Raw genomic sequence first — 22,692 nt, 5'->3', positions numbered from 1 at the left:
AATCCACCAAAAGTCTTTAATAAAGTTCTAAACCAAGGCAGGCAAAGCGACTTGGCAAGACCATAAGCAGTATGGCTCTAGCCAAACTATTGCGCGACAAGGATGCCCAAAGTGACACGTCAGGTCGACATGCAACTGCTCACGGTTTCGGGACTAGGCGTCAGAAAACGACTATTCCCGCAACCTCGGCGAGCGAGCCGTTGCTCTTACGATCAATAGTTCTACAAAAACAGCATATCACCGAACGGACTTGCTCGAACAGCATCGGCCATGATGGAAAGCCGGGCCGCATTCTGTTGTAGGAAGTAGGTTCCAACTGGTGTTTTAAAACCAAAAAATGTGATTTCATTCGAAATTGTACTATCAGCGGATGCCATAAGCGCTGGCTTCCTCACAACTTAGTCAAACTAGACAACTCGAAAATAGGAGCCCCGCTTCAAGACTTGCAAACAGGACAATACAAATGTCCATTGTGGAACGGAAAGCGGCCATTGGGCGGGGATGTAAACGTAAAAATCGATTTATGTAATTTGGCAGTTAGCACCAAGTTCACTTACATATTCAGTATATGGTTCGACCGCAGGCCCGAAACAATACATTTGCCTTATATATTGTCGTGTAAGATGTTTAGTTCGCTTGGGAAACGTCAACTAATTCCAACCACGGCCCCCGAAATCTGCACGCTGGCATAGTGCAGATTGCGACGCTACCGCTACGCCACACCATTCACTTCGCACGCGGGAACTTGCGATGACTAGATAGGGAGCTTATTGTACCGTTAGGTTCTGGATGCGAATAAGTGCGAAAATCAAAGCAAAAAATTAGGTCGCAACGAAGTGATTATGCTCGACTTCCATCAAGTTTAGAAAATTTGGCTTGTACGAAAGGTCATGCACCGGTGAAGGGATCTCCTCGCCAACAATCATGCTACGTTTCTTTCTTTTGTTCGGATCAGGAACAGGCACAGCTGCTAAGAGCGACTTCGTATAATCATGTTGGGGATTTTCGAACACTTTATCCCGCGCACCAATTTCAACGATTTGGCCCATATACATAACCGCGACACGGTGGCTGACTTTTTCCACCACGGCCATATCATGCGAGATGAATAGATAAGACAGGCCCAGCTCGTCTTGCAATTCACCAAGCAAATCCAATACTTGGGCCTGTACCGTTACGTCGAGCGCTGAAACGCTTTCATCTGCCACAATGATTTTTGGATTAAGAGCCAACGCCCTTGCGATGCAAATACGTTGTCTTTGGCCCCCTGAAAATTCGTGTGGGTATTGAGAGATATGGGAAGGATCCAAACCAACACGTTTAAACAGTTGCGCCACTTTATCTTTTTGGTCTGCCACATCGCCGATTTTATGAATAACCAGGGGCTCCTGCACCAAATCCCCTACGGTTTTGCGCGGATTGAGCGACGCATAGGGGTCTTGAAAAATCATTTGAATTTTGCGTCGTGCAGCCAAACTGTCTCGTTTGAGCGATGCGCGAAGGTCTTCGCCCTCAACTTTGATGCTCCCTTTCCAATCCACTAGGTTGAGAAGGGCGCGCCCCGTTGTGGACTTGCCGCAACCACTTTCCCCAACCAATGAAAGGGTTTCACCCTTATGTAGATGCAACGAAACTTTTTCTACAGCATGCACGCGTTTAACCGTACGCTGCAAAATGCCGCCTGCAATATCGAACCGGACAGATAAGTCTTTAATATCCAATAGGGGGATAGGTGTCTCGTCAGCATCTGTTTTTAAGCGCGGCTCAATACCCGTCATCGAGCCTAGCTTTGGCAAGTCACCAATTAGCTTTTGCGTGTAGGTTTCTTGTGGAGCATGGAATATGGCGTTCACATCTCCCTCTTCAACCATGTTCCCCTGGTTTACAACCAAAACGCGGTCAGCCATTTCAGCAACAACACCCATATCGTGGGTGATGAGGATCAGGCCGGTGTCAAATTCACGCTGTAATTCTTTCATCAATGTGAGCATTTGCGCCTGAATGGTTACATCAAGCGCGGTTGTCGGCTCGTCCGCAATCAACACCTTCGGGCTACATAAAAGCGACATGGCGATCATCACGCGTTGGCGCATACCACCCGATAGTTCGTGCGGATATTGATCAAGACGTTTTTTCGCCTCTGACAATCTTACGGCCTCTAGCATGTCCAAAGCAAGTTTGCTGGCTTGTCCGCCTTGCATCGATTTATGAAAGCGCAAAACCTCACGCAACTGATCGCCAATTGTCATAACGGGGTTGAGCGAAGTCATCGGCTCTTGAAAGATCATGGCAATGTCATTGCCCCGAATATGCTGCATTTGCTGTTCAGGCAATTGCAGTAAATCCGTACCATCCAAAATCGCTTGTCCGCTGGTGACGCGGGCGGACGTTTTGGGCAAAAGCCCCATCACCGCCAGTGAAGAAATTGACTTTCCTGAACCGGACTCCCCAGCGATGCACAGCGTTTCCTGTGCATCGACATGGTATGTAAAGTCACGCACCACGACCTTTTCACCAGCGTCGGTTTTGACAGATATCGATATGTCTTTAACGTCCAATATGGGCGATTTTGGCTGGCTCATTTGTCAATTCATCTTTCAGGCAGTGATGCCGCTTTAATCTACTCAAAAACAATGCGCGGGAAATAGAATGACACAACCCAATTGGGTTGATCGACAATTTCAGAAATCCGCAGATCGCCGCACACCGAGCAAAGCATATAAGCATCAACAGCGCTCATGTTCTGTTGGGCGCATAGTAAATCGATCATGCCGCTCAACGCATCACGCGCGCCCTGCATTAGGCTTTCACCAATACCGGTTGTGACTTCATAGCCCTTTTGGTCCAAGTGGTTGGTGACCGGACCCGGGGTTGTGAAACGTGGCATGTTTAGATTGGCGTCCTTCACCAAATCCAAAGTAACAATGGCGTTCATGCGGCTTTCAATGGCCGTGCCACAAACTTCACCGTCGCCTTGTGCCGCGTGGGTATCGCCAATGGAAAATAGTCCACCCACCACTTCAACAGGCAGATAGAGTTCGGTGCCCGCTGCCAAATCGCGAATGTCCAGATTGCCGCCCATGCGACGCGGTGGCACCACAGAGTGAGGGCCGGCAGCTGCTGGTGCTAAACCGATTGTGCCCGGAAATGGCTTAAGCGGTACACGCCCGCCGGGGCCATAAGCTGAGGTGCCCAGTTTGTCTTTGTCATAATGCCAGAGTTGCAGGGCCGGTTCTTTGAACTGATCCGCCAACAGGCCAAAGCCAGGAATGTTCGCGGTCCATCCGAAGCCGGATGGGCCAAAACCTTCAATGCTCACTTTGATGGCATCTCCGGGTTCGGCACCATCAATATAAATGGGGCCGGAAACCGGATTGATTTTCTCAAAATCTAACTTCGCAATATCATCAGTTTTACTTTCGGGCGTTATTTGACCGCCCGATGAATCAGTGCATTCAAATTCTAGTGTTGTTCCCGGCTTTACCGTTTCAACTGGGACAATTGAATTGTCCCAGCCGAAATGATGGTGATGCCGATGGATTGTATAATCCGGTGCATTACACATGTTTGTTTTCCCCCACGTTTATTCAGAGATATAGACGTGGTCATAATGCACTGGAATGTGCACAGGGTCGACAAAGATGCCTTCTGGACCAGCAAGGCGGCTCGACCGAATGGTAAAGCGTTGCTCGTTGAACACGGGAACCCAAGGGGCTTCGTCTTGAACGTCTGTGAAGATTTTCTTCCACGCTTCAATGCGATCATTCGCCTGTGATGGATCCGCCATGGCATCTGCCGCAATCGCACGTTCGTCGATTTCAGCATTGCAATACCAAGACCAGTTCCAACCACCAGGCACCGCGCCGCCACAGCCCAAAATTGGTCCGTAGAAGTTTGATGGATCAGGGAAATCTGCAATCCAAGCCATACCGCCGGACCAGATCATTGGAGCTTGATCTTTTTCACCGCCAGCCGCGATTACATTGGCTTGCGCAAGCGATTTAATTTCAGCTTTAATGCCAACATTTGAAAGATCTTGCTGAATGGCTTGGGCAATACGAGGTTGCGGATCGGTATTTGCAACATAAAGCTCTGTTGTAAATCCATCCCCAAAACCAGCTTCAGCCAACAGTGCTTTCGCACCTTCTGGATCGAACTTGAAGCCCTCATAGTTTTCGTCATAGCCAGGCATAAGTGGCGGTAGTGGTTGATTGGCAGGAACTGCACGGCCATTGATAATCCGCACGATCCGATCTTTGTTAACAGCCATATTTACAGCTTGGCGCACTTTCAGATTATCAAAAGGTGCCATTTGTGTGTTTAGGGTAATATAGCCAGTATGAAGTTGACTGCCTTCAACGATATTGGCCTTTAAGTCTGGATTTTTCATGACTTCAAGGAATTTGGCAGGCGGAATACCGTCCCCAGCAATATCAATTTCACCCCGTTCTAGACGCAAAAGCGCAACAATTGGTTCTTGCCCCACTTCAAAGGTAATTTTGTCCAGCTTTGGTAGACCTTCGATGTGATAGTCGGCATTTTTCTCAAAAACAACATGCTGACCCAATGTCCATTCTGTCATTTCATACGCACCGGTACCAACAGGATGCTTGCCGAAGTCCGCACCATATTGTTCCACAACTTCGCTTGGCACCACATGGGCAAAGTTAAGCGCCATCACATGCAAGAAAGTCGCGTCAGGGCGTGACAGGTTAATTTGTACCGTTAGATCATCCACGGCTTGCACACCTGAAAGGCTGTCAGTGTCCCCTGCAGAAGCTGCATCAAAACCGTCAATGGCGGCAAAGAAGCCAGCACCTGGACTTTGTGTTGTTGGATTAACCACACGGTCCAACGTGTATTTGACATCCGTAGCGGTCATTTCGCGACCATTGTGGAACTTGACGCCCGGTTTAAGCTTAAAGGTGTAGGTCAGGCCATCTTCTGAAATGGTATAGCTTTGCGCCAGATCTGGCACCAAATCTGTGGTGCCCGGAGCATAATCCATCAACCCGTCAAAAAGGCTTTTGATCATTGACCAGTTTTGCCAGTCATATCCAATAGCTGGATCAAGTGTGGAGACATCATCTTTATACGTGACGGTAATCGCCCCGCCCATATGTCCGTCGGCAAAGGCACTTGTGCCCCCCAACATCATTGCGCAGGCGGCAACGCCAGCAAATAAACTATTTCTCAGTTTCATATTTTCCTCCCAAGGATTTGGTTTAAGTTTTATGTTTATTTCAGTTTGATCCGTGGATCGATGAAAGGGGCGATAAGGTCAGCGACCAAATTGCCCAGTACGATTGCGCAGGCAGAAACAAGGGTTACACCCATGATGATGGGAATATCGATGCGTTGAATGGCCTGCCATGCCAGTTGGCCAATGCCTGGCCATCCGAAAACACTTTCAACCACCACAATGCCGCTCATGAAAAACCCGATATCGATGCCGATCATGGCAATAATGGGCAAAAAAGCGTTGGGTAAAGCGTGGCGGAATATCACGCGCGCGCTTGGCATTCCCTTGGCTTTTGCGGTGCGGATATAGTCTTGGGTGAGCACATCAATGAGCGAAGAACGCATCATCCTTGAATACCAACCAGCGCCCAAAACACCCAATGTTAGTGAAGGCAAGACCAAGTGCGCAAATGTGCCGTACCCGCCAATCGGAAACCATTGTAATTGCACAGCAAAAATATAGAGCAGTAAAATACCAACAACGAATTGGGGAGCCGACACACCAATGAATGAAAGCACCATCAATACTTTATCCAACCATGTGTCCCGCTTGATGGCTGCGACCACGCCGATCAAAACCCCGAATACCAACTCGGTAAAAATGGCGGAAACCATAAGCAGTAGGCTTGCAGGAAGTCGCGCGGCGATCAGTTCTCCAACTTCAGATTTTTGTAAGTAAGAACGGCCAAAATCGCCTTGCAGCAAATTGATGAGATATCGCCAATATTGCTCATAAAATGGCAGATTTAGGCCCAACTGCTCACGGATATTCTCAACGGTTTGCGCCGTCGCACTTCGCCCTGCAATTTGCCGAGCCGGATCTGCAGGCACCAAATAAAGCAGCGCAAAAGTGATAAAACTCACCCCCAGCAATATCAGGGCAGCTTGTAGAATTCGTCTAATCAAATAAGCAGACATCAGCTCTTGCCCTTCAATGTTGGATCAAGAATGTCGCGCAGCGCATCCCCAACAAGGTTGAAGCCAAGAGCAAGCAGCACGATTGCGGCACCGGGAATGAACACCAGCCAGGGGGCAGAAGTGAAATAGGTCTGATTTTCAAAAATGATGTTGCCCCAACTCGGAATTGGCGGCTGCACCCCGATGCCCAGATAACTCAGCGTCGCTTCCAAAAGCACCGTTGTGGCAATGCCCAATGTTGACCACACCAATAGGGTTGGCACCATATGGGGCAAAATATGATGGAACAGAATACGGGCTGACCCCGCCCCAATGGAGCGTTCAGCAACAATAAAATCGCGTTCAACAAGCGACACAGTCTGGGTGTAAACAACTCGGGCCACCTGCACCCAATTGACCATCGCGATCACCAAAGCCACAATCCAAAGGCTGGGTTTAAAGATCGCCGCTAAAACAATAGCGAGCAGCAGGGCGGGGAATGCCATCATCAGGTCTGTAAACCGCATGAGAAGGGTACCAATCCAGCCCCTGAAGAAGCCGGCAACGATGCCGACAAAGGCACCCAGCGAAACAGCTACCCCGTTAGCCACAATGCCGATGATCAGTGAGGTTTGCGCTCCATAAACAAGGCGGGAAAATAAATCCCTACCCAGCAGGTCAGTGCCCAACCAAAATTGAGCACTTGGCGGAATTGGCGCACCTTCGATGGTCAGCCCGTCAAACATCTGTGCATCCGGCTCATAGGGGGTCAGCCACGGTGCAAACAGCGCAAAAATTACAGTGATCAGCACGATCAAAAGACCAAATAGCGATAAGGGCCGAGTAAATAATTGGCGAAAGACTGACATTTAACTCTTAAACTCGTTTCTTTGCGCGCGCATTGGTGGGGCTAAAAAAATCAGATTCACAAAGGGCCTCCACAGACTGGCGGCGTTGCATCGCCTCTGAGCGGATAAACGCATAGGCAGCGTCTTCGTCCAAACTTCGGGATTGCATCACACAAAGAATGGCACGAACCACCTTTGGCCGCAGTCGTGCTTTGGTTTTAAGCTCAGCGATTTCATGGGCGAGCATTTGCTGTTGGGTAAAGTTAGCGACCGCAATCACCAACGTTGAAAAGACACCGCCAGAACCAATCGGTTTAAGCAAGTGCGCAGACACGCCTTGGCGCAATGCCCATTCGAGCCGCCCCGGCGCTTCTGAGCCAAGCAATGCCACCATTGGCACTGGCGCATGTCCTTCGGGCCAAGGGAAAAGCCCATCAAACCCGTTGTCCCCATCAAAAAACACCACGTCAGCGTCTGAAAGCTGCGTGAGTTGGGGCCATACCTGTTCGCAATCCATGCCCAGCCGCGAAAGCTGACGGACAAGTCGTTCCACATTTTCGCTTTGCCGATGGACAATGAGGGCGCGCCAACCTCTAAAATTTGGGGTGATGGACGTGTTCATTTCACCACCTTTAGATGCTTTTTCTGCGACGTTGCGTCCATGGAAATTGATTTCGCAAATTCCCGCGCATCAAAGTCAACAAAATAAGGATCTGCGGCCACAAGCTCATCTGCTGCAGCCACGATTTCAAAACCGTTTGCACCATCAAATCGCCCCACACCTGGTCGCAACGCAGCGTGGTTGGTCAATTTATCAATTTTGAGCGGCCCAAGAGCTGTCTGGAAGCGGCGTGCCAACAAATTTGCGCGTACATCGCCAATTTTATCCGAACCCGTATCCCGAATGGCAGCGGCCAGCATTTTGACCGCAGTGTAATTTGACACCAAATAATTCGAACATCTGCGGTCCCGACCATAACGCGCGCGCACAGCAGCAATCATTTCCTTGTTTTCGGCGTTAGATTGATTTTCAAAATATACCGCTGTGGTCAGATGCCCTGTAAGGGCGGACACCCCGATACTGTCGATCTCACACTCTGCGATATTGCAACTCACGATCGGCGTGTTTTCGGGCAAAAATGCCGGGTTTCTTTGCCCTAGCTTCATGTAAGCGTCAAAAAACGCATAACTGGAATTGCCAATGAGGTTGTTGAGCACAAAGTCTGGCCGCTTGGCTTCAATTTCCTCAATCAACCGTTCGATATCTGGCGATCCAAGAGGTATAAATCGATCCCCGACAATGGAGCCGTTGCATTCGGTAATGAGTTCGCGCGCCACCCGACTGGTTTCCCAGCCCCAGATATAGTTTGAACCCACAATATAGGCATTTGCCCCAAATCTTGGGATCACATATTCAAATAGCGGCACCATGTGTAGGCTGGGCGTTGACCCGATATAAATAATATTCTCGCAGCTTTCGAACCCTTCATAGGGGCAGCAATACCAGAGCAAGGCATCGTGCTTTTCCACCACGGGTATAACTTCTTTGCGCGAAGATGAGGTGACTGTGCCAATGACTTGGCGACACCCAAGTTCGCCCATCATCTCCTCGGCATATTTGTGGAACAGAGAAAGACTATCCCCCGGATCTCGAATAATGGGAGTCAGTTGAAAGTCAAAATCTGGGTCCGCGTTTACTTCTTCCAATGCCATCAAAGCGCCGTCTAGCGCATCGATACCGATGCGTTTGTCGGTTCCCGATACCGAAAACAAAAGCCCTATCGGTATATTGGTGGTCATTGCAGCTCCCCAAACGAAAAAGCCCCACAACCAAGCACAGCAATTTGCTGCAATTGGTAATGGGGCGTCGTTGCCTAGTCTTAATGTTGTCTAAACGTTAGTAGAGCAATGGAATTGTGTCAATAGGTTGAATTCAGCTCAAAGAGTATGAAGTTAGTTCTTTTTATTCAAAGCCTTACAATACAACGATAACGTCGTCCGTGGTTCTTTTGTGTCTCTCGTCTCCACTCCCCCAAACCCAAATTCTAATTCGATTGGCAATCAATCTGCTACGCAGTTTTTAGCTCTCACTAAACAAAGCTGACGTTCGAATCTCACTTGTTGTGTCTCCCAAAGCAGACATCCAATCGTGTTTGTTTCAAAATTCAGTTCGACGTCTGGAACCCGGACTTTTCTCGTGTTTATTTGGAAAGTAATATTCGATAGAAATATGAAACCACTGTTGATAACTTCAACTTATGAATATTCCCGACCTTCCACCAAACATCACCTTTCCAAGGCTTAGTTCGACGCGAAACGATGTGAATTTTGCTTTTGATGCTAAGCGTGCAGCCCTGGGACCCCACATTGTTAAACGTTGGGGTTGGGATGAAGATTTTCAACGTGGTGTGCATCAACATCGTTTCGAAGAGAAACCCTTTTTCCAGATTCTGTCCAATAAACGAAAGCTTGGCACAGTTTCTTTTGAAGTACGCGCAAACTATGCACGCTTCGGTGAATTTTATCTTTTTCCCGAATTTCAGAAACAAGGAATAGGATCGAAAGTACTCAAGCATTGCCTTCGGCAAGCCGATATGCGCGCGCTCCCAGTTAAGCTGGAATATCTCCATTGGAATCCCGTGGGATCATTATATCGTCGGCATGGTTTTGTGGAGACAGGTCAGTCAAAAATTCACTGCTTTATGGAACGTGAAGTTAGTTGACCCTGAATTAAGTCGTTGCCAACATTTGCGCGAAAGATGAATGGCACCATTAAAACGGCCAATCATGAACGACGTCGCAGTTTTGGCCGTATAGCGTCAAGATGGCAGCCAGACTTTGTGTCTGCGCTACTCAATCCGAAATTTTGCCTTTAGCATTTTGAGGTCATGGCGGTCCTTTTGCCTCATCTCGTAGCCTGTTCGGTTCGCAATCTGAAAAGCAGCAGACATACATTTGACGGGGGCGTTGGCCATCTTGCCGCGTCCCGTAAATGCATCAGCTGGGTAGAACTTGTCGTCTTCGGGGGGGCCGTAAATACCCTTTCCCGCGTCATCAAAAACGATCACATGGAAATCGACTCGCTGATCTTGTGCGTCGGTGAGTACAAAGTTCCACGCTCGCGTATCGTCTCTTGGAAAGGGAATGAAACCCCGTTCTTCCAATAACTTAACGACACGCTCGAGATGAACTTCTTGAAGAACGATATCCACATCGTCGTGCGCACGTGTTTCTTTTAACAACAAAGCATCTACACCCCAGCCACCATCCAACCAAACGTCGGCGCCAAGGGCATTGATGCTATGCAAGAGATCAATCACAAATTTTTCCGATGCCGCCATTAATTCTGACGCCTTGCAAAAGAAATCAATCTTTCCATTTTAAGTCGACCGGTAAACACCGCACCTTCGTCTTGAAAAGATTTGTTCCAACGTCAAATTTGACGTTTAACCCTGCTGCCCGACAAAGCACAACGCCAGCGGCACAGTCCCAAAAACCGATTCCCTCTTCAATATATCCTGCCATGCGGCCAAGTGCACAATAGGCCAATGCAACAGAACAAGACCCCAAATTGATGGGGTAATAGCCAAGTTGTTCAACCTGGCTTTCGGCTTCAATTCTCTTATTAGCGTTCCATAGGCCGTTGCGTCCAACGCCGAAAACCAGTGGCATAGCAGGGTTACTCCGTTTGGCGTTGCTGGTCTGATCCAATCCAAGATCGATATGGCCAGATACAGTCTCACCCAAAATTGGCATTGCGATTGCACCGAATTGAGGCTCACCATTTTCGACATAAGCGACCGAAATTCCCCAGAGTGGTAATCCTGAAAGGAAATTTGAGGTGCCATCAATCGGGTCGATTATCCAGTATTTTTCACCTGAGCGGCCACCCAGTTCTTCGCCAACCACATCATCATCCGGAAAAGCACTTTTGATGCAGTTTATGATTTCTTGCTCAACGGCTCTATCTGCTTCTGACACAAAATCGCGTTGGGACTTTTCCGAAATCGTAAGCGTGTCGCGTTTTGTGAAAAATACGCGCGAAAGATCGCTCGCCTTCGCCATGATAGAAGCTAAAGCACTGTATCGCTCTATATTTAGGGGCGATGCATTATCTTGTTCGGCAAGGGTCAAACGATGTCTCCTTCCGACCTAAACCCAGAAGATCGCAGCCATTGCAACACAAATTCTGGTTCATCCGTTTGGATAACACTTGCCCCATGGGCGATCCAAAAACTGTAAACCACATCTGGTCCCAGGCGGGCCAATTGGCAATTTCTGCCCCCATTCCATTGATGATTGCCAGGCACTTTGGGGTCCACATAAAGGGTGTTGATGAATTGTCGAATATTGTTTTTGGACAAAAGCTGCCGCGCTTGAAGAGAAAAGAGCCACCCCCCATCCGGTGTAAACCCGAGATGGTGGAGTAAGTTATAACCTTTTGACCCTGCCTGATAATCTACAACACATTCCACGCAGGAAAGATCAAACAAGGCACACACCTCATGCAACGTTTCCATGGTATCGCGGCGGTCAATAAGCACGGGCACAAAATCAACTTTGTGAGGCGTTTTTCCCAAAATATCTGCGACTTGTTGAAAGTGCGCCGCATCGTTCTGATTGGACTTAATCGTGACTTGAGGCAGCACACCCGCGTTCGCTGCAATATCGGCAATTTTAGGAATGTCTGAAATGTCTGTCTTGATCTCAACATTGACCATCATATTGTCGCCCAAAGTCAGAAAAATTTCTTCCAGCGTTGGGATCGTCGAGGAGAATGGCTTGCGGGTGCCTGGGTGGACAAGCGGCACATTCTTTAGGTCATTATAGTTTTTGTCGGCGATCTTTCCAGTTTCTGACGTCGTTCTATCCAGCGTATCGTCATGCATAACGATGGCCGTACCATCTTTTGTGAACTGGACGTCAATTTCAACATTGTCACACCCGATGACACGCGCATGAGCGATCGATTCCACGGAGTTTTCAGGACGCATGATCATATTGTCTTTGATAAAGGCACCACGATGCGCGGTGACAAAGACCTCGCCAATCGTGCCGGCAGGATCTCGCCATTTTTGAACAATGTTAGCCGCAGTTTTTGTTTCTTTGCCCATCGTTAAACTCATTTCTTAGGGTGTTGGTTGCGTAATCCGTGACGTTGCGCAAACGAGATTATCACGAACGAAAACACCATTATCAGGGTCATATAGACCAAATTGATCGCTCCCTGTTCTGGGTTGGATGATCGCGCCCCTTCGAACAAGGCGATAGAAAGCGGCTTGTTGTTCACATTAAATAGAAAGGCGGACATCGAATATTCGCTCAAAATGCTATTAATATTCATACCTGCGACCAGCACGATCACCGGCAGAATTGTGGGCAAGGTTATCCGGATAAAGCGATAAATTGGAGAAGCGCCTAGCGACCGCCCAGCTTCGTCTAAAGTGGGATCGAGTGACCAAAATGCGGCCCGCAAAAACCTTATCATTAGGGGGATAACGACAATTGCGTAACCGATTGGCAAAATCCAATAAGAACCCAATAGAGTGTAATTGCCAACAAGCAGATTGGGCGTTGAAAACGCAACAATAAGACCAATGGCGATGAATGGCGCGGGCAACATCCAAGGCGTCATGAAGGTAAGATCAAGCGCCGTGGTAAATCCATTTTTGTATTTGTGGGCCAAAACCACGACCAACAGACTTACGGCCAAACCAGCAGCCACAGCACCTGTGGCCATCAGCAAGCTATTTTTGAGGGGGATGAATGCTGCGCCGCCAGAAAAAACCGCTATGTAGTTATCCAAGCTGAGCGATGAGGGGATCACCTCGGACAAAATCGAGGCTGCTGGTGCAAAGGAAAAGATAAAGATGAGAAATACCGGGAGCAATTGAAGTATTGCAACGAGATACGCGCCAACATGCACCATAGTATTGACAGGCTTGTTTGCAATTTTAATCCTGGTGATAGGCACAGGCGTCTTTGCCCCGCCGGTATAGCTGCCCCTTTTTTCGATCTGCTGCATGAAGATAATACAAATGATAACGGCGATGCCTAAACCGATAGAAAGCATTGCTGCCATGTCCGGGCGGCGCAAGCTGTTTAGGGTCAAAATGAGTTCGGGGACCATATCAAATTTTCGTCCACCAAGCACCGCTGGGATTGCGAAGGAGCCAAGCGATTTATAGGTGACCAGCAAAGACGTTGCGAAAATTGTTGGCATAAGCAGGGGCAGCACAACCTTTGTAAAGGTTCTAAAATTGCCTGCACCAAGGCTTCTTGCAGCTTCAACCATAGAATAGTCAACGCGTTTCATCGCGGCACGTAAAAACAGGAAGTGGAAACTTGTCAGCAGAAAAGTATGGGCGATGACGACCGCAAAAATTCCAGAAAACCAGTCATTGGGTAATTGGGGGAAAATCGATTGTAACCCGCGGGTAACCACGCCTGTTTGACCATAGGCAAAATTGTACCCCGTTGCGGCAACGACCGACACAAAAACCAGCGGAAGTGAATAGGCAAATTTAAGGAATGTTCGACCGCGCACCGAAATATACTCAAGCGCTGCAACTTGAAACACCCCTACAATGTTCACGGTGATGACAGACAAAACGGTAACGATGAATGTGTTTTGAATGGCACTCTTCACGCGTTTAGAGCTTGCTAACTCAGCAAATGCATCAAAGCTAACTGTTCCTTCTATGATAAAGGCGGACTGGAGTACGGTTAGAATCGGTGCGTATATAAACGAAACGGCGATCCAGAGCACACACGCGATGCCAAAAAATAATAGACCACGCTGCAGGCTCAAATTTGACGTCATTTTAAGCGCCTCCGAACGAGTGGACTTTTGATGGATCAATTTGGACGGCAATGTCCAATCCGACCTTTAAATCGCTTGGCAAATTGTCTTGCGCAAGCGAAACAGAAACTTGATGATCCAGCAGTTCAATATCGACGAAAGTTGTTGCCCCCAAAAAGTCGATGTTGCGCACTTTGCCAACAACCTGATTGTTCTCGCCAGCATCAAAAAATTTGATGTCCTCAGGTCGAACGAAGTGTCTGGATGCAGCTTTGAGCCCAAACGCATTGGCCACTGCATTCGATAGTTCATTGGCACCACCCACAAAGTCACAAACAAAAGGCGTTGCGGGCGAATTGTAGATCTCGCGCGCGGTCCCAATTTGATCAGCGCGCCCATTGTTGAACACAAGCAGCCTGTCTGACATGGAGAGGGCTTCTTCCTGATCGTGCGTCACAAAGACGGCGGTGAAACCAAGCTCTTTTTGCAAGCGTTTGATTTCTTTGCGCATCACATCACGCACTTTTGTATCGAGATTTGAAAGGGGCTCATCAAATAGGAGGACCTTGGTTCCCATAACCAATGAACGCGCGATCGCCACGCGCTGTTGCTGGCCGCCAGAAAGCGCCTCAGGCTTTTTTTCGCTGTGCTCGCCAATGCCGGTAACATCCAAAATTCGGTCCACTGCAGATTTGATTTCGCTATTCTTTTTTCGCGCGACTTTTAAGCCAAACGCAACATTTTCGCGGACGGTCATGTGCGGGAACAGCGCATAGTTTTGAAACACAATCCCGACATCTCGGCGCTCTGCGGGGATGTGAGTAACATCCTCCCCGTTTATAATTATTCTGCCGGACACGGCCGGAACAAATCCCGCAATTGCGCGAAGTACTGTTGTTTTGCCGCAACCGGATGGGCCAAGAAGCGTAAAAAATTCTCCGCTTTCAATTTCCACTGAAAGCTCTGGAATGACTTCAACTTCACCATAACAAATGCGTACATTTTCTAACGAGATCATTGCCTGTCCAACTGTTCTAAGAAAGGTAAATTGGCTGGTCGCAAAGGGAGGTAAACGGCCAGCCAATTTTGCTTGAATAAATTACTTAATTTCAAGCTCGATGCGTTGCATCCAACCATCAATCTTAGGCGCAACTGCATCCCAATTTATGGGCTGAGGGCTGAGCAAAGTTGCGTTGGCCTGCACAGCTTCAGGAGAAAGCGCGATGGCATCTGGGTGCACGGGTGTTTGCCCAAATTCTTTTGCGTAAGCTGCCATGAACTGTGCCGAACCGAACCAGTCAACAAATGCTTTTGATTGGTCCAACTGATCTGTTCCGTCCATAATCGCGACACCTTCTGCAATAAACGGCGTGCCGCCTTCTGTGTCCACCATCACAACGTTGTAGCCAACATCTCTTGCAAGATTGCCAACCCCACCAAACCAATTCAGGTCGATAACCGCCTCGCCGTTCACAAAGGCTGCAGTTTTTGCTTCGCCGCTGTCAACGACAATTGCGTTGTCGTAAAGGCGTTGCATGAACTCCCACCCTAGATCAGAAATGGACCCGTCATCTTCCATGTATCGCACCAACATGCCAACAAGGTAAGACTTGGTTGTCTGCCATGCTGAGGAACCAATTACGTATTTCCCCTTATATTGGGGCTTGATTAGGTCGAGCCAGCTCTTAGGCGCCTCATCAGCGCTCAAAACGTCCGAATTATAGGCAAGTACAATAGGTGTCTGCCAAAATTTGTGCACCATGCCATCAGGCCCTTTGTACACATTTGGCAAATTGTCATCTGCCCAAGCTGGAACGTAGGCCTGAAACAAATCTTCTGTCTTCAACGTTGCCATCGCAGCGTCAATTAATCCAAGCACCACGTCAGCCTGTGGGTTGGCTTTTTCTGCCAACAATCGATCAAACAATTCGCCACCGCCCGCTGACAGCATTACAATATCATGCCCCGCAGCTTTCGCCTGCTCGGTGATCCACACCGCGCGCTCTTCACCCTGCGGCGAATAAACTGTAATTGAATCCGCAATCGCGGCCGTTGCAACGAATGCACCTATTGCTGATGCAAGAACCGTCGACTTAACCAAATTGGTAATCATCCTAATTTCCTCCGAATTTGTCACCAAATGTTCCGCAGATAAATTCACTACGACAACATATGTAAAAACAATCTAATCTATTAAATTACTTTTTGTAAAGTAATAAATAATGATAGATTTATGACGGTACAGAATCACAGTTTGTCGGAATGCATATGAAACCTTTTGAAGCGGAACTATCTATGAACGAAAAGCGGCTCGTCGAGCTTGTCTATCGCCATGGTAAAATCGCGCGCGTCGACCTCACAAAAACCACAGGCTTAAAAGGCGCAAGCATTACGCGTTTGGTATCTGGCTTAACTGAAATGGGACTTTTAACAGAAGTTGTCGATAAATCCGGCACGCGCGGACAACCAAGAAAGCTACTGTCTTTGCAAAAAAGCAGGTTCCGCAGCGTTGGCGTATACATCTATTTCAACAAAATAGTCGGTGTACTGGTGGATATGAGTGGTCAGGTTTATGATACGATATCTCGCGAATTCGAGCTGGCCGCCGCAAGCGACTTAGCTCATTTGGCGCGCGAATTGACCGAAAATCTCTGCACACCAAAAAATATGGGTGGCGCTCAATTTTTGGGCACTGGCTTATCAATTCCCGGCAATTTTGGCACCTATAGCAAAAGAGTTCGAGCGCACGAGTTATTTTCTGTCCTTGAAGGTGGAGCGATCTATAAAGAAGTCCTAAATATTTGCGAATGGCCCGTTTTTTTCGAGAATGATGGAACGGCTTCAGCGCTCGGAGAATACTTGTTCAATGATCGAAAAAACGCAGACCCGCTATTCCTACTTCATATTGGATATGGCTTGGGCGGCGGCGCAGTCGTTAATGGTCGACCCTTTCGTGGCGCGAACGGAAACGCCTGTTTGCCCGGCTCCCTTTTCCCATACGATGGTCCGCGCCCCACTCTTCAAGACTTAATCCTGACGCTCGAAAATGCAGGACTAATTTACGATGACCTCAATTTTGAGAAAAGCGAAACTTTAGAGATCGCTAGTGTGGCCGACTGGATTGAGCGCGCCTCCACTCAATTGCGATTTGCTGCGCAAGTTGTTTCTGGAATGTTTGATCCAAATGTAATTATTTTGGGCGGGGCATTGCCAATGCCACTCATTGAGATAATCGCAAAAAACTTGCAAAAAATACCACCGCATGGCCCATCTCGCGGCATAAATGCAGCACCTGTTCAACCTACGAGTTTGGGAAGCTATAGCGGCCCCATTGGCGCAGCAAGCCTGCCCTTCTTTGAAACGCTTTTTCCAGGTTCAAGCGTTGAGCGCGGGAACAAGTATTTGGACGGACGGACCATGAATCGTAGCGGATGAAATCCGTGGGTGATGAAACATCAATTTGCAAACGATGCGGCCTGATCCACTATGGGATGATTTCCGATGCAAATAGCCCATAGTACAACACTCCCCTGAACAGAGTATGGGCCATCGCTGAACCTCCACCTAGATTTAGACCAATCAATTTGGTGGAGAGAACAATTGAATTGGCACCGTTTAATCTTGGCTTTGTGCAGCTTGATCATTTCTAGCGCCGCATCAATTGGGGCTGAAATCAAGTTGATTTCGATGCATTATTCTGCCGATCGGTTTGTGCCGCATATCCGTTATGACGGACCGGTAATCGCAGGCGACACTGAAAGTCTCGTTAAGCTCATCGAGCAATATATTGAATGTGATGCTGATAACTTGCCAGCCGAAGGTGGCAATTGTGGGGTGATCAGCCTCAACAGTCCTGGCGGTAATTATCGCGAGGGCCTGATGCTGGCAAATACGTTGCGAAAACATTCAATTGCGAGCGTCGTTCACGCTGGCGACTATTGTTACTCCGCATGCGCTTTCGCCTTTTTAGGCGGATCTGGCTATTCCACCCAATCATCGGTCGGCACTTACGTAGACCGGATGATTGAACCAGCCGCCACGCTGGGTTTTCACGCGCCCTATATTGCCGCAGATTCTTTAGACACGCTGGTGGCTGAATATGGCATGGAGGAAGTTCTCGGGTCGTCGCGAGGAGAAATCGCCTTGATGATCCAAGAGTTAGTGTCGTGGAACGTAGACAAGCAAGTTTTGGCTTACATTGTAAGCATGGGACCCGATCAAACCTATGATGTTGTTTTAGGTGAAGATTATTATCTCACGCGCTCTCAGCTTCCGCCAGCACCAGTTCCATTCTGGAATTCAAATAAGGAAGATCGTATGCGCAACGCCTGCATTTATTTGCTGGCGCAACATTTTTCTCGCTTGCCAAGTAGTTTTGAGAACTCTTTCGACATGCCTTTTGTACAAGATTTCGCGAAGAACTCTAGCGGACAATTGCTCAGCGGATACCAGCTCGACCAGGCTAATCCTTTGCAGCTTAGCTATTGCGGCATGCCCACGGATCAGCTTGAACAAACAAATGAATTGGACATTGCACTTTATACCGGCACAGGTGTAACCGGCGTAGTAACGCCCATGCTTTCCTTATTTAGTCGCAACCAAGGTTGGTCGACATTGGGGCTTGGCGGCTCTGCCACACAACGCATTTTCCAGCGTGATGCGATGACCCAAGCCTTTACGAAACCCAGCCAAGTTGTTGATGGTAGCGTTTTGCTTTTCACCTATTATCTACAACAACGCCGTTTCGCCGCACTCAACGAGTTAGGCGAAATCAAGACCAATATTGCGTTTCCCACAACACAATTGTCAGTGCAAACAATTGATCAGTCAAATTATGCGCGCATTTCGCAACGAGACAATTTTCGCATTATAGAACAGGTAGGCAGCCCGTTATTATTCAACATGGCGAAATCTGAGTTTCCCAAGCTGAACATACCCTTCACCCATCAATCCATCTCGGAAATAGGCTTCATTTTTGCAGGAAAATATCCGCATTCAGGGACGAAATTTGCCTGGGTCGGATTGCTAGATGATAATTCCAGCCTGATCCGCATCGAAGAAATTGAGTCTAGTGGCTCAGCGGATTTTTCTTCCCTCTACCAAATTGCCTGCAGCTACTCCTTTGCTGGCTCTCAACTCAAATGCGAGAATTGAGGCTAAGATGGGTTGGTATGCAACGTTGACGGTCATATTGAGTTTAGTTTTCTTAGCTTGGATAGTGCTCGCCTTTAGTTTTCTATGGAAATTACGCAAAGAAGCAGTGCGCCGCTCACATCGAACTTTGCCTGATATGGGCACTACACTGGCGGTATTTAAACTGGGGCTCGTCGCTCCCCAATATTTGGCTTATCGACTTGGACTTGGATTGCTCACCGCGCTTTTGCTCTTGTCTTCCATTATGATTGGGATGGCTTTCCAATGAAAAAGCTGATTGTACAACTGCTCAGATGGCTTACATTTAGTGCAATACTCACCAGCACAGCCGCTGCGCTTGAATGCCCTGCGAACCAATCCGTTTATCGCTTTGAAGAGCATGATTTGGCATTTGAAATTCGGTTTGTTGAGGCAAAAAACTTCGCGACCATCGCGTCCGACCTCTATTTGCTTTTAAAAACACCCAACCAAATCTATTGGTTCAATTTCAATGTTTCAAATGGCTATAGCGGCATTACATTGCATCCCATTTCGGACCCATATGATGAAAGTGCGCGTGATAATGGTCCAAAAGAATTGTATGTAGACTACCCCGATGACATTGCAGACGAGATCCTAATCTCGTTGCGTTTTTACCCAATGGATGAAGATTTGCGCTTTTTGCACGAGCCGCCGTTGTCGACCACACCAGCACCTGCCTTTATTTCAATGCCGGAAATTGGCCTTTCGCTTTGGTACAATGCGAATTTACTGACGGAGAAATCCGATATTGATCGAGATCCAATGCCGCGGGGCATCTTTCGCCTAGCGGAATGCAGCGCCGACCCTATGATGAAAGCATATCCTTAAGTCAAGCCAAGGCGCGTTGCATGCAATGCAGCCTCCGCACGGGACGAAATGCCGAGCTTGCGATAAATCGACTTGATGTGGGTTGCAATTGTGGTGTCTGCCAAACCTAACGCAATGGCAACGTCGCTGTTTCGCAAGCCTTTTGCGATCAGTTTCAGGACTTCAGCTTCCCGTGCAGACAATTTTTCGCTTGAACTGACAATTGGCCCGGTACGCTGAAAATGCTGCATAATTCTGAGTGCAATAGCGGGTGAAAGAGCGGGGATACCATCCTGTAACTGACGCAATTGTTTGGCGATCTGCGCACCTGGCTGGCCCTTTAAAAGAAATCCCTGTGCGCCAGCTGAAAGCGCGGCCACAATTTGCGAGTCTTCACCAACAACGGTGCTCACCACACACATAAGATCGGGTTGTTTCTTTTTCGCATAGCGGATAACTTCAAGGCCAGAACCATCCGGCAACCCCAAATCCACCAAAGCCATTTGCCAAGGTTTTTCATCAATCGCGCGCCGCGCTTGTTTCACATTGCACACCGCATGTACCTGTACATCAGCGAACGCGGTAGTGGCGATGGCGCTCAGTCTTGATCGCGCTTCTGGCAAATCTTCAACGATAAGAAGCGACGCGATTGCCATCATTCGTTTTCGCCCTTCAAAGGCAAGCTGACATATAACTTTGTCCCAGTAGATGGTGCGCTGAACACAACCTCCCCACCCAGTTGCTCCGCCCGCAGTTTGATATTGGCAATGCCGTGCCCAATGCTTTCGTGGTTCATAAAGCCTACACCATCGTCAGCGACAATTAGGTCAAGTTTTCCATTTGCATGGGCCAAAGACACGTCCACATTTTTCGCTTTTGAATGTCGAATGACATTGCTCAGCGCTTCGCGCAAAATTGAACGTAAGTTGTGCGCGGGCTTTGCATCCAAAAAGCACATATCATCAACATCAGTTTTCCAAGACATGTCAATATGATGATCGTCCAAGCGTTCGGCACTTTCAAACCTCAGTTGAGCCCACATCTGCGATAGGTTGATCCCCTCGCCTTGCGCATTAAGCACGATGTCTTTCAAATCCGTAATGGTATCAGCAATCAGTTCATCTTTGCGCACGGGGTTTTCAATGTGCAATGTCCGTAAAAGCTGAGCGCCAATATTATCATGCAAATCTTGAGCGATACGTGTGCGCTCTTCGCTAACCCCTTGCGCAAATGCTTGACGACTTTGCAGCGCATTTTTTGTCAATGCCACCATATCCTGCACCTGACTTAGATGCCGCGGCCCAAATAGGCTCTTACCAAGATTGGCAAATCTTAGCTCGAGCGCCCTCAATCCTTCGACAGCAGGGACATATAGGGACAAACCATTATCCAAAATTTCAGCCTGAGTGAAACACTCATCCGATCGCATTGACGTTTCCAAAGGCTGGAACTGGCGTTCCATAAGTTTTTGCCACGCTTCTTGTTGTTCGGATTTGCTGCGCAAGTTCGCAAGGTCGATAATTTGCCGAAATTCAAGTTGGGAAATTGTGTGCTTTTTAAAGAGTACGTTGCCCAACCAGTTTCGAAGCGGCAAGTAAACCAGACCTACCAAAACCAATGCAATACCAAAGGCTGGTAAGCGCTCGAACGAGACAATGTATAGCAAAAACGCGTCGATCGATAATAGCGCTAGACCGCCAGCAAAATAGCTCAACAGCCGGAACGCCCAAACATCAATATCGAACAGGCGATAGCGCCCGATCCCGACGGCAAGCCCTAAGAATATGGGTATAAAAATGAGTGACAAATAGGCATTAGGGACCAACACATTGCCACCAAAAATAATCGGCAAAGCACTCACCAACATGAAAAAAATCATACCCAAGAAAAAGGAAAAAGCGATCCAGTAGAGGATTACCCTTGCCATCGGGTCGGTGCGGGCGAGTATCGCTTGCCCCACCATCAGCGGCACCGTCAATGCGTAGAGAAATGTCAAATATCCATAGAGATATAGTGATGACAAGAGAGAAAATTTGTACAGCAACCAGACGATCAAAGCTACTGCCCAAACCGCGATGATCGCGTAATGGTTGAAAATCCTTTTTGGATAGATGGTGATTAAGCTCACAAGGGCGGCCGCGAATATCAAAGTAGTTGCAGAATTCACTGTCGACAGGAACTCATATAATCCGACATCGATTGTCAGTTCTCGGCTATTATAAACAGAGCCGGAGAGGATAGACCCCAAAGAACCGAGACAGCAAATCGCAAAGAATCGAGCGCTATTTTCGTTTAGTCGAAAGGCCAAAACCCAGCCGCCAATTAAAGCGCCAAAAGTGGCAATCACAATCTGGAGCCAAAGTTCTATTGGAAGGTCGACGATCGGACGTTTGTCGCTTGGAGAAATAGACACGCGCTTAACTTCGGCATTTGGCGGCGCAATGGTTGCAAAGAATGTTTCTCGACTTACAATTTCAAACAAAGCTGCCTGATTGCGCTTAAATTCTTTCCATTGCTCAACAGTTGGCAAAGTGTCCGGTTCAGCAATAATGTCTTTAGGGGTGACGCGCTGTTCCGGCATCCCATCTGCGCCAAATGATATGATCTTGGTCCATGTCGCAATATCTTGGAATGGGCCGCCTACTGCGACTGAATGGATGACAACGCTGTTGCCCTCACCTGTAGAAAGTTTAACCCCCAGCCAAGGTGTATTGATCACAGCGAAAAGCGTGGCAGCAACACAAAAGATAGTGAAAGCGACAACGGCCGCAAAAGTAAAGAACGGCGTGCGCACATAAGCCAACACTGTCAGAAATTTGTTTATTGCCTGCTCAGTTGTTACCAAAAATCTCACTTACCCCAAACAGGGTATCCCCATTCCAATTCGGAAAACCTAGCATTCGCGCCTGATCATACTGCTTT

Annotated in this window: 21 protein-coding genes; 5 read left to right on the top strand and 16 right to left on the bottom strand. The window is 48.1% G+C overall.

Translation table 11 applies throughout. The features are described from left to right. Positions 1-221 precede the first annotated feature (221 nt). From ACSHWX_RS09560 to ACSHWX_RS09525, 8 genes are all read right to left on the bottom strand, one after another. On the bottom strand, positions 222-377 hold the full coding sequence (locus ACSHWX_RS09560; protein ID WP_435667984.1) for a hypothetical protein: 156 nt from the start codon (positions 375-377) through the stop codon (positions 222-224). Positions 378-821: 444 nt separating this feature from the next. Continuing rightward, entirely contained in the window at positions 822-2,582 is a 1,761-nt protein-coding gene (locus ACSHWX_RS09555) for an ABC transporter ATP-binding protein (protein ID WP_435667983.1), read from the bottom strand. A gap of 38 nt (positions 2,583-2,620) precedes the next feature. Next, positions 2,621-3,565, bottom strand: a complete 945-nt coding sequence (locus ACSHWX_RS09550; protein WP_435667982.1) for an acetamidase/formamidase family protein — start codon at positions 3,563-3,565, stop codon at positions 2,621-2,623. A gap of 18 nt (positions 3,566-3,583) precedes the next feature. Beyond that, positions 3,584-5,197 carry an ABC transporter substrate-binding protein gene (locus tag ACSHWX_RS09545; RefSeq protein WP_435668063.1) on the bottom strand — a complete coding sequence of 538 codons (1,614 nt, stop codon included), beginning with the start codon at positions 5,195-5,197 and terminating at the stop codon, positions 3,584-3,586. Between the two features lie 41 nt (positions 5,198-5,238). Beyond that, the gene (locus ACSHWX_RS09540) at positions 5,239-6,159 is read right to left on the bottom strand and encodes an ABC transporter permease (protein ID WP_435667981.1); all 921 of its coding nucleotides are present in this window, start codon (positions 6,157-6,159) and stop codon (positions 5,239-5,241) included. Continuing rightward, positions 6,159-7,007, bottom strand: coding sequence for an ABC transporter permease (locus tag ACSHWX_RS09535; protein WP_435667980.1), 849 nt, complete (start codon positions 7,005-7,007; stop codon positions 6,159-6,161). Before ACSHWX_RS09535 ends, ACSHWX_RS09540 begins: the two co-directional genes overlap by 1 nt. A gap of 7 nt (positions 7,008-7,014) precedes the next feature. Further along, positions 7,015-7,608, bottom strand: a complete 594-nt coding sequence (locus tag ACSHWX_RS09530) for an ANTAR domain-containing response regulator (protein ID WP_435667979.1) — start codon at positions 7,606-7,608, stop codon at positions 7,015-7,017. Continuing rightward, the gene (locus tag ACSHWX_RS09525) at positions 7,605-8,786 is read right to left on the bottom strand and encodes a transporter substrate-binding protein (protein WP_435667978.1); all 1,182 of its coding nucleotides are present in this window, start codon (positions 8,784-8,786) and stop codon (positions 7,605-7,607) included. Before ACSHWX_RS09525 ends, ACSHWX_RS09530 begins: the two co-directional genes overlap by 4 nt. Positions 8,787-9,244: 458 nt before the next feature. On the opposite strand from ACSHWX_RS09525, the gene ACSHWX_RS09520 reads away from it, so the two are divergent. Then, positions 9,245-9,709, top strand: coding sequence for a GNAT family N-acetyltransferase (locus ACSHWX_RS09520; protein ID WP_435667977.1), 465 nt, complete (start codon positions 9,245-9,247; stop codon positions 9,707-9,709). Between the two features lie 126 nt (positions 9,710-9,835). On the opposite strand, the gene ACSHWX_RS09515 is transcribed toward ACSHWX_RS09520, so the two are convergent. From ACSHWX_RS09515 to ACSHWX_RS09490, 6 genes are all read right to left on the bottom strand, one after another. Further along, positions 9,836-10,306, bottom strand: a complete 471-nt coding sequence (locus ACSHWX_RS09515) for a nucleotidyltransferase domain-containing protein (RefSeq protein WP_435667976.1) — start codon at positions 10,304-10,306, stop codon at positions 9,836-9,838. A gap of 46 nt (positions 10,307-10,352) precedes the next feature. Then, positions 10,353-11,120: an inositol monophosphatase family protein gene (locus tag ACSHWX_RS09510; protein ID WP_435667975.1), complete on the bottom strand. Its 768-nt coding sequence runs from the start codon at positions 11,118-11,120 to the stop codon at positions 10,353-10,355. Then, the gene (locus ACSHWX_RS09505) at positions 11,117-12,100 is read right to left on the bottom strand and encodes a glycerophosphodiester phosphodiesterase family protein (protein WP_435667974.1); all 984 of its coding nucleotides are present in this window, start codon (positions 12,098-12,100) and stop codon (positions 11,117-11,119) included. The genes ACSHWX_RS09510 and ACSHWX_RS09505 overlap by 4 nt, the downstream gene beginning before the upstream one ends. A gap of 8 nt (positions 12,101-12,108) precedes the next feature. Further along, positions 12,109-13,809, bottom strand: a complete 1,701-nt coding sequence (locus tag ACSHWX_RS09500; protein WP_435667973.1) for an ABC transporter permease — start codon at positions 13,807-13,809, stop codon at positions 12,109-12,111. A gap of 1 nt (position 13,810) precedes the next feature. Next, a complete protein-coding gene (locus tag ACSHWX_RS09495; protein WP_435667972.1) occupies positions 13,811-14,806 on the bottom strand; it encodes an ABC transporter ATP-binding protein in 996 nt (331 codons plus the stop codon). An 81-nt stretch (positions 14,807-14,887) separates the two neighbouring features. Then, entirely contained in the window at positions 14,888-15,901 is a 1,014-nt protein-coding gene (locus ACSHWX_RS09490) for an extracellular solute-binding protein (protein ID WP_435667971.1), read from the bottom strand. A gap of 155 nt (positions 15,902-16,056) precedes the next feature. On the opposite strand from ACSHWX_RS09490, the gene ACSHWX_RS09485 reads away from it, so the two are divergent. The 4 genes from ACSHWX_RS09485 (at position 16,057) to ACSHWX_RS09470 (ending at position 19,791) form a co-directional block, all read left to right on the top strand. Beyond that, on the top strand, positions 16,057-17,223 hold the full coding sequence (locus ACSHWX_RS09485; RefSeq protein WP_435667970.1) for an ROK family protein: 1,167 nt from the start codon (positions 16,057-16,059) through the stop codon (positions 17,221-17,223). 165 nt (positions 17,224-17,388) lie between these two features. Beyond that, a complete protein-coding gene (locus ACSHWX_RS09480) occupies positions 17,389-18,942 on the top strand; it encodes a hypothetical protein (RefSeq protein ID WP_435667969.1) in 1,554 nt (517 codons plus the stop codon). A 7-nt stretch (positions 18,943-18,949) separates the two neighbouring features. Then, the gene (locus ACSHWX_RS09475) at positions 18,950-19,210 is read left to right on the top strand and encodes a hypothetical protein (protein ID WP_435667968.1); all 261 of its coding nucleotides are present in this window, start codon (positions 18,950-18,952) and stop codon (positions 19,208-19,210) included. Then, positions 19,207-19,791: a hypothetical protein gene (locus ACSHWX_RS09470; protein ID WP_435667967.1), complete on the top strand. Its 585-nt coding sequence runs from the start codon at positions 19,207-19,209 to the stop codon at positions 19,789-19,791. Before ACSHWX_RS09475 ends, ACSHWX_RS09470 begins: the two co-directional genes overlap by 4 nt. Here the strand turns inward: ACSHWX_RS09470 and ACSHWX_RS09465 are convergent. Together ACSHWX_RS09465 and ACSHWX_RS09460 are read right to left on the bottom strand one after the other, a co-directional pair. Next, positions 19,788-20,429: a LuxR C-terminal-related transcriptional regulator gene (locus ACSHWX_RS09465; protein WP_435667966.1), complete on the bottom strand. Its 642-nt coding sequence runs from the start codon at positions 20,427-20,429 to the stop codon at positions 19,788-19,790. The two genes, ACSHWX_RS09470 and ACSHWX_RS09465, sit on opposite strands and share 4 nt — an antisense overlap. After that, positions 20,426-22,624, bottom strand: coding sequence for an ATP-binding protein (locus ACSHWX_RS09460; RefSeq protein WP_435667965.1), 2,199 nt, complete (start codon positions 22,622-22,624; stop codon positions 20,426-20,428). The genes ACSHWX_RS09465 and ACSHWX_RS09460 overlap by 4 nt, the downstream gene beginning before the upstream one ends. Positions 22,625-22,692 lie beyond the last annotated feature (68 nt).

Origin of the sequence: Maritalea sp., assembly GCF_051251695.1 — a bacterium.
Lineage (GTDB): Bacteria > Pseudomonadota > Alphaproteobacteria > Rhizobiales > Devosiaceae > Maritalea.
The sequence above is the reverse complement of the archived record's forward strand: the minus strand, read 5'-3'. Positions and strand labels throughout refer to the sequence as shown.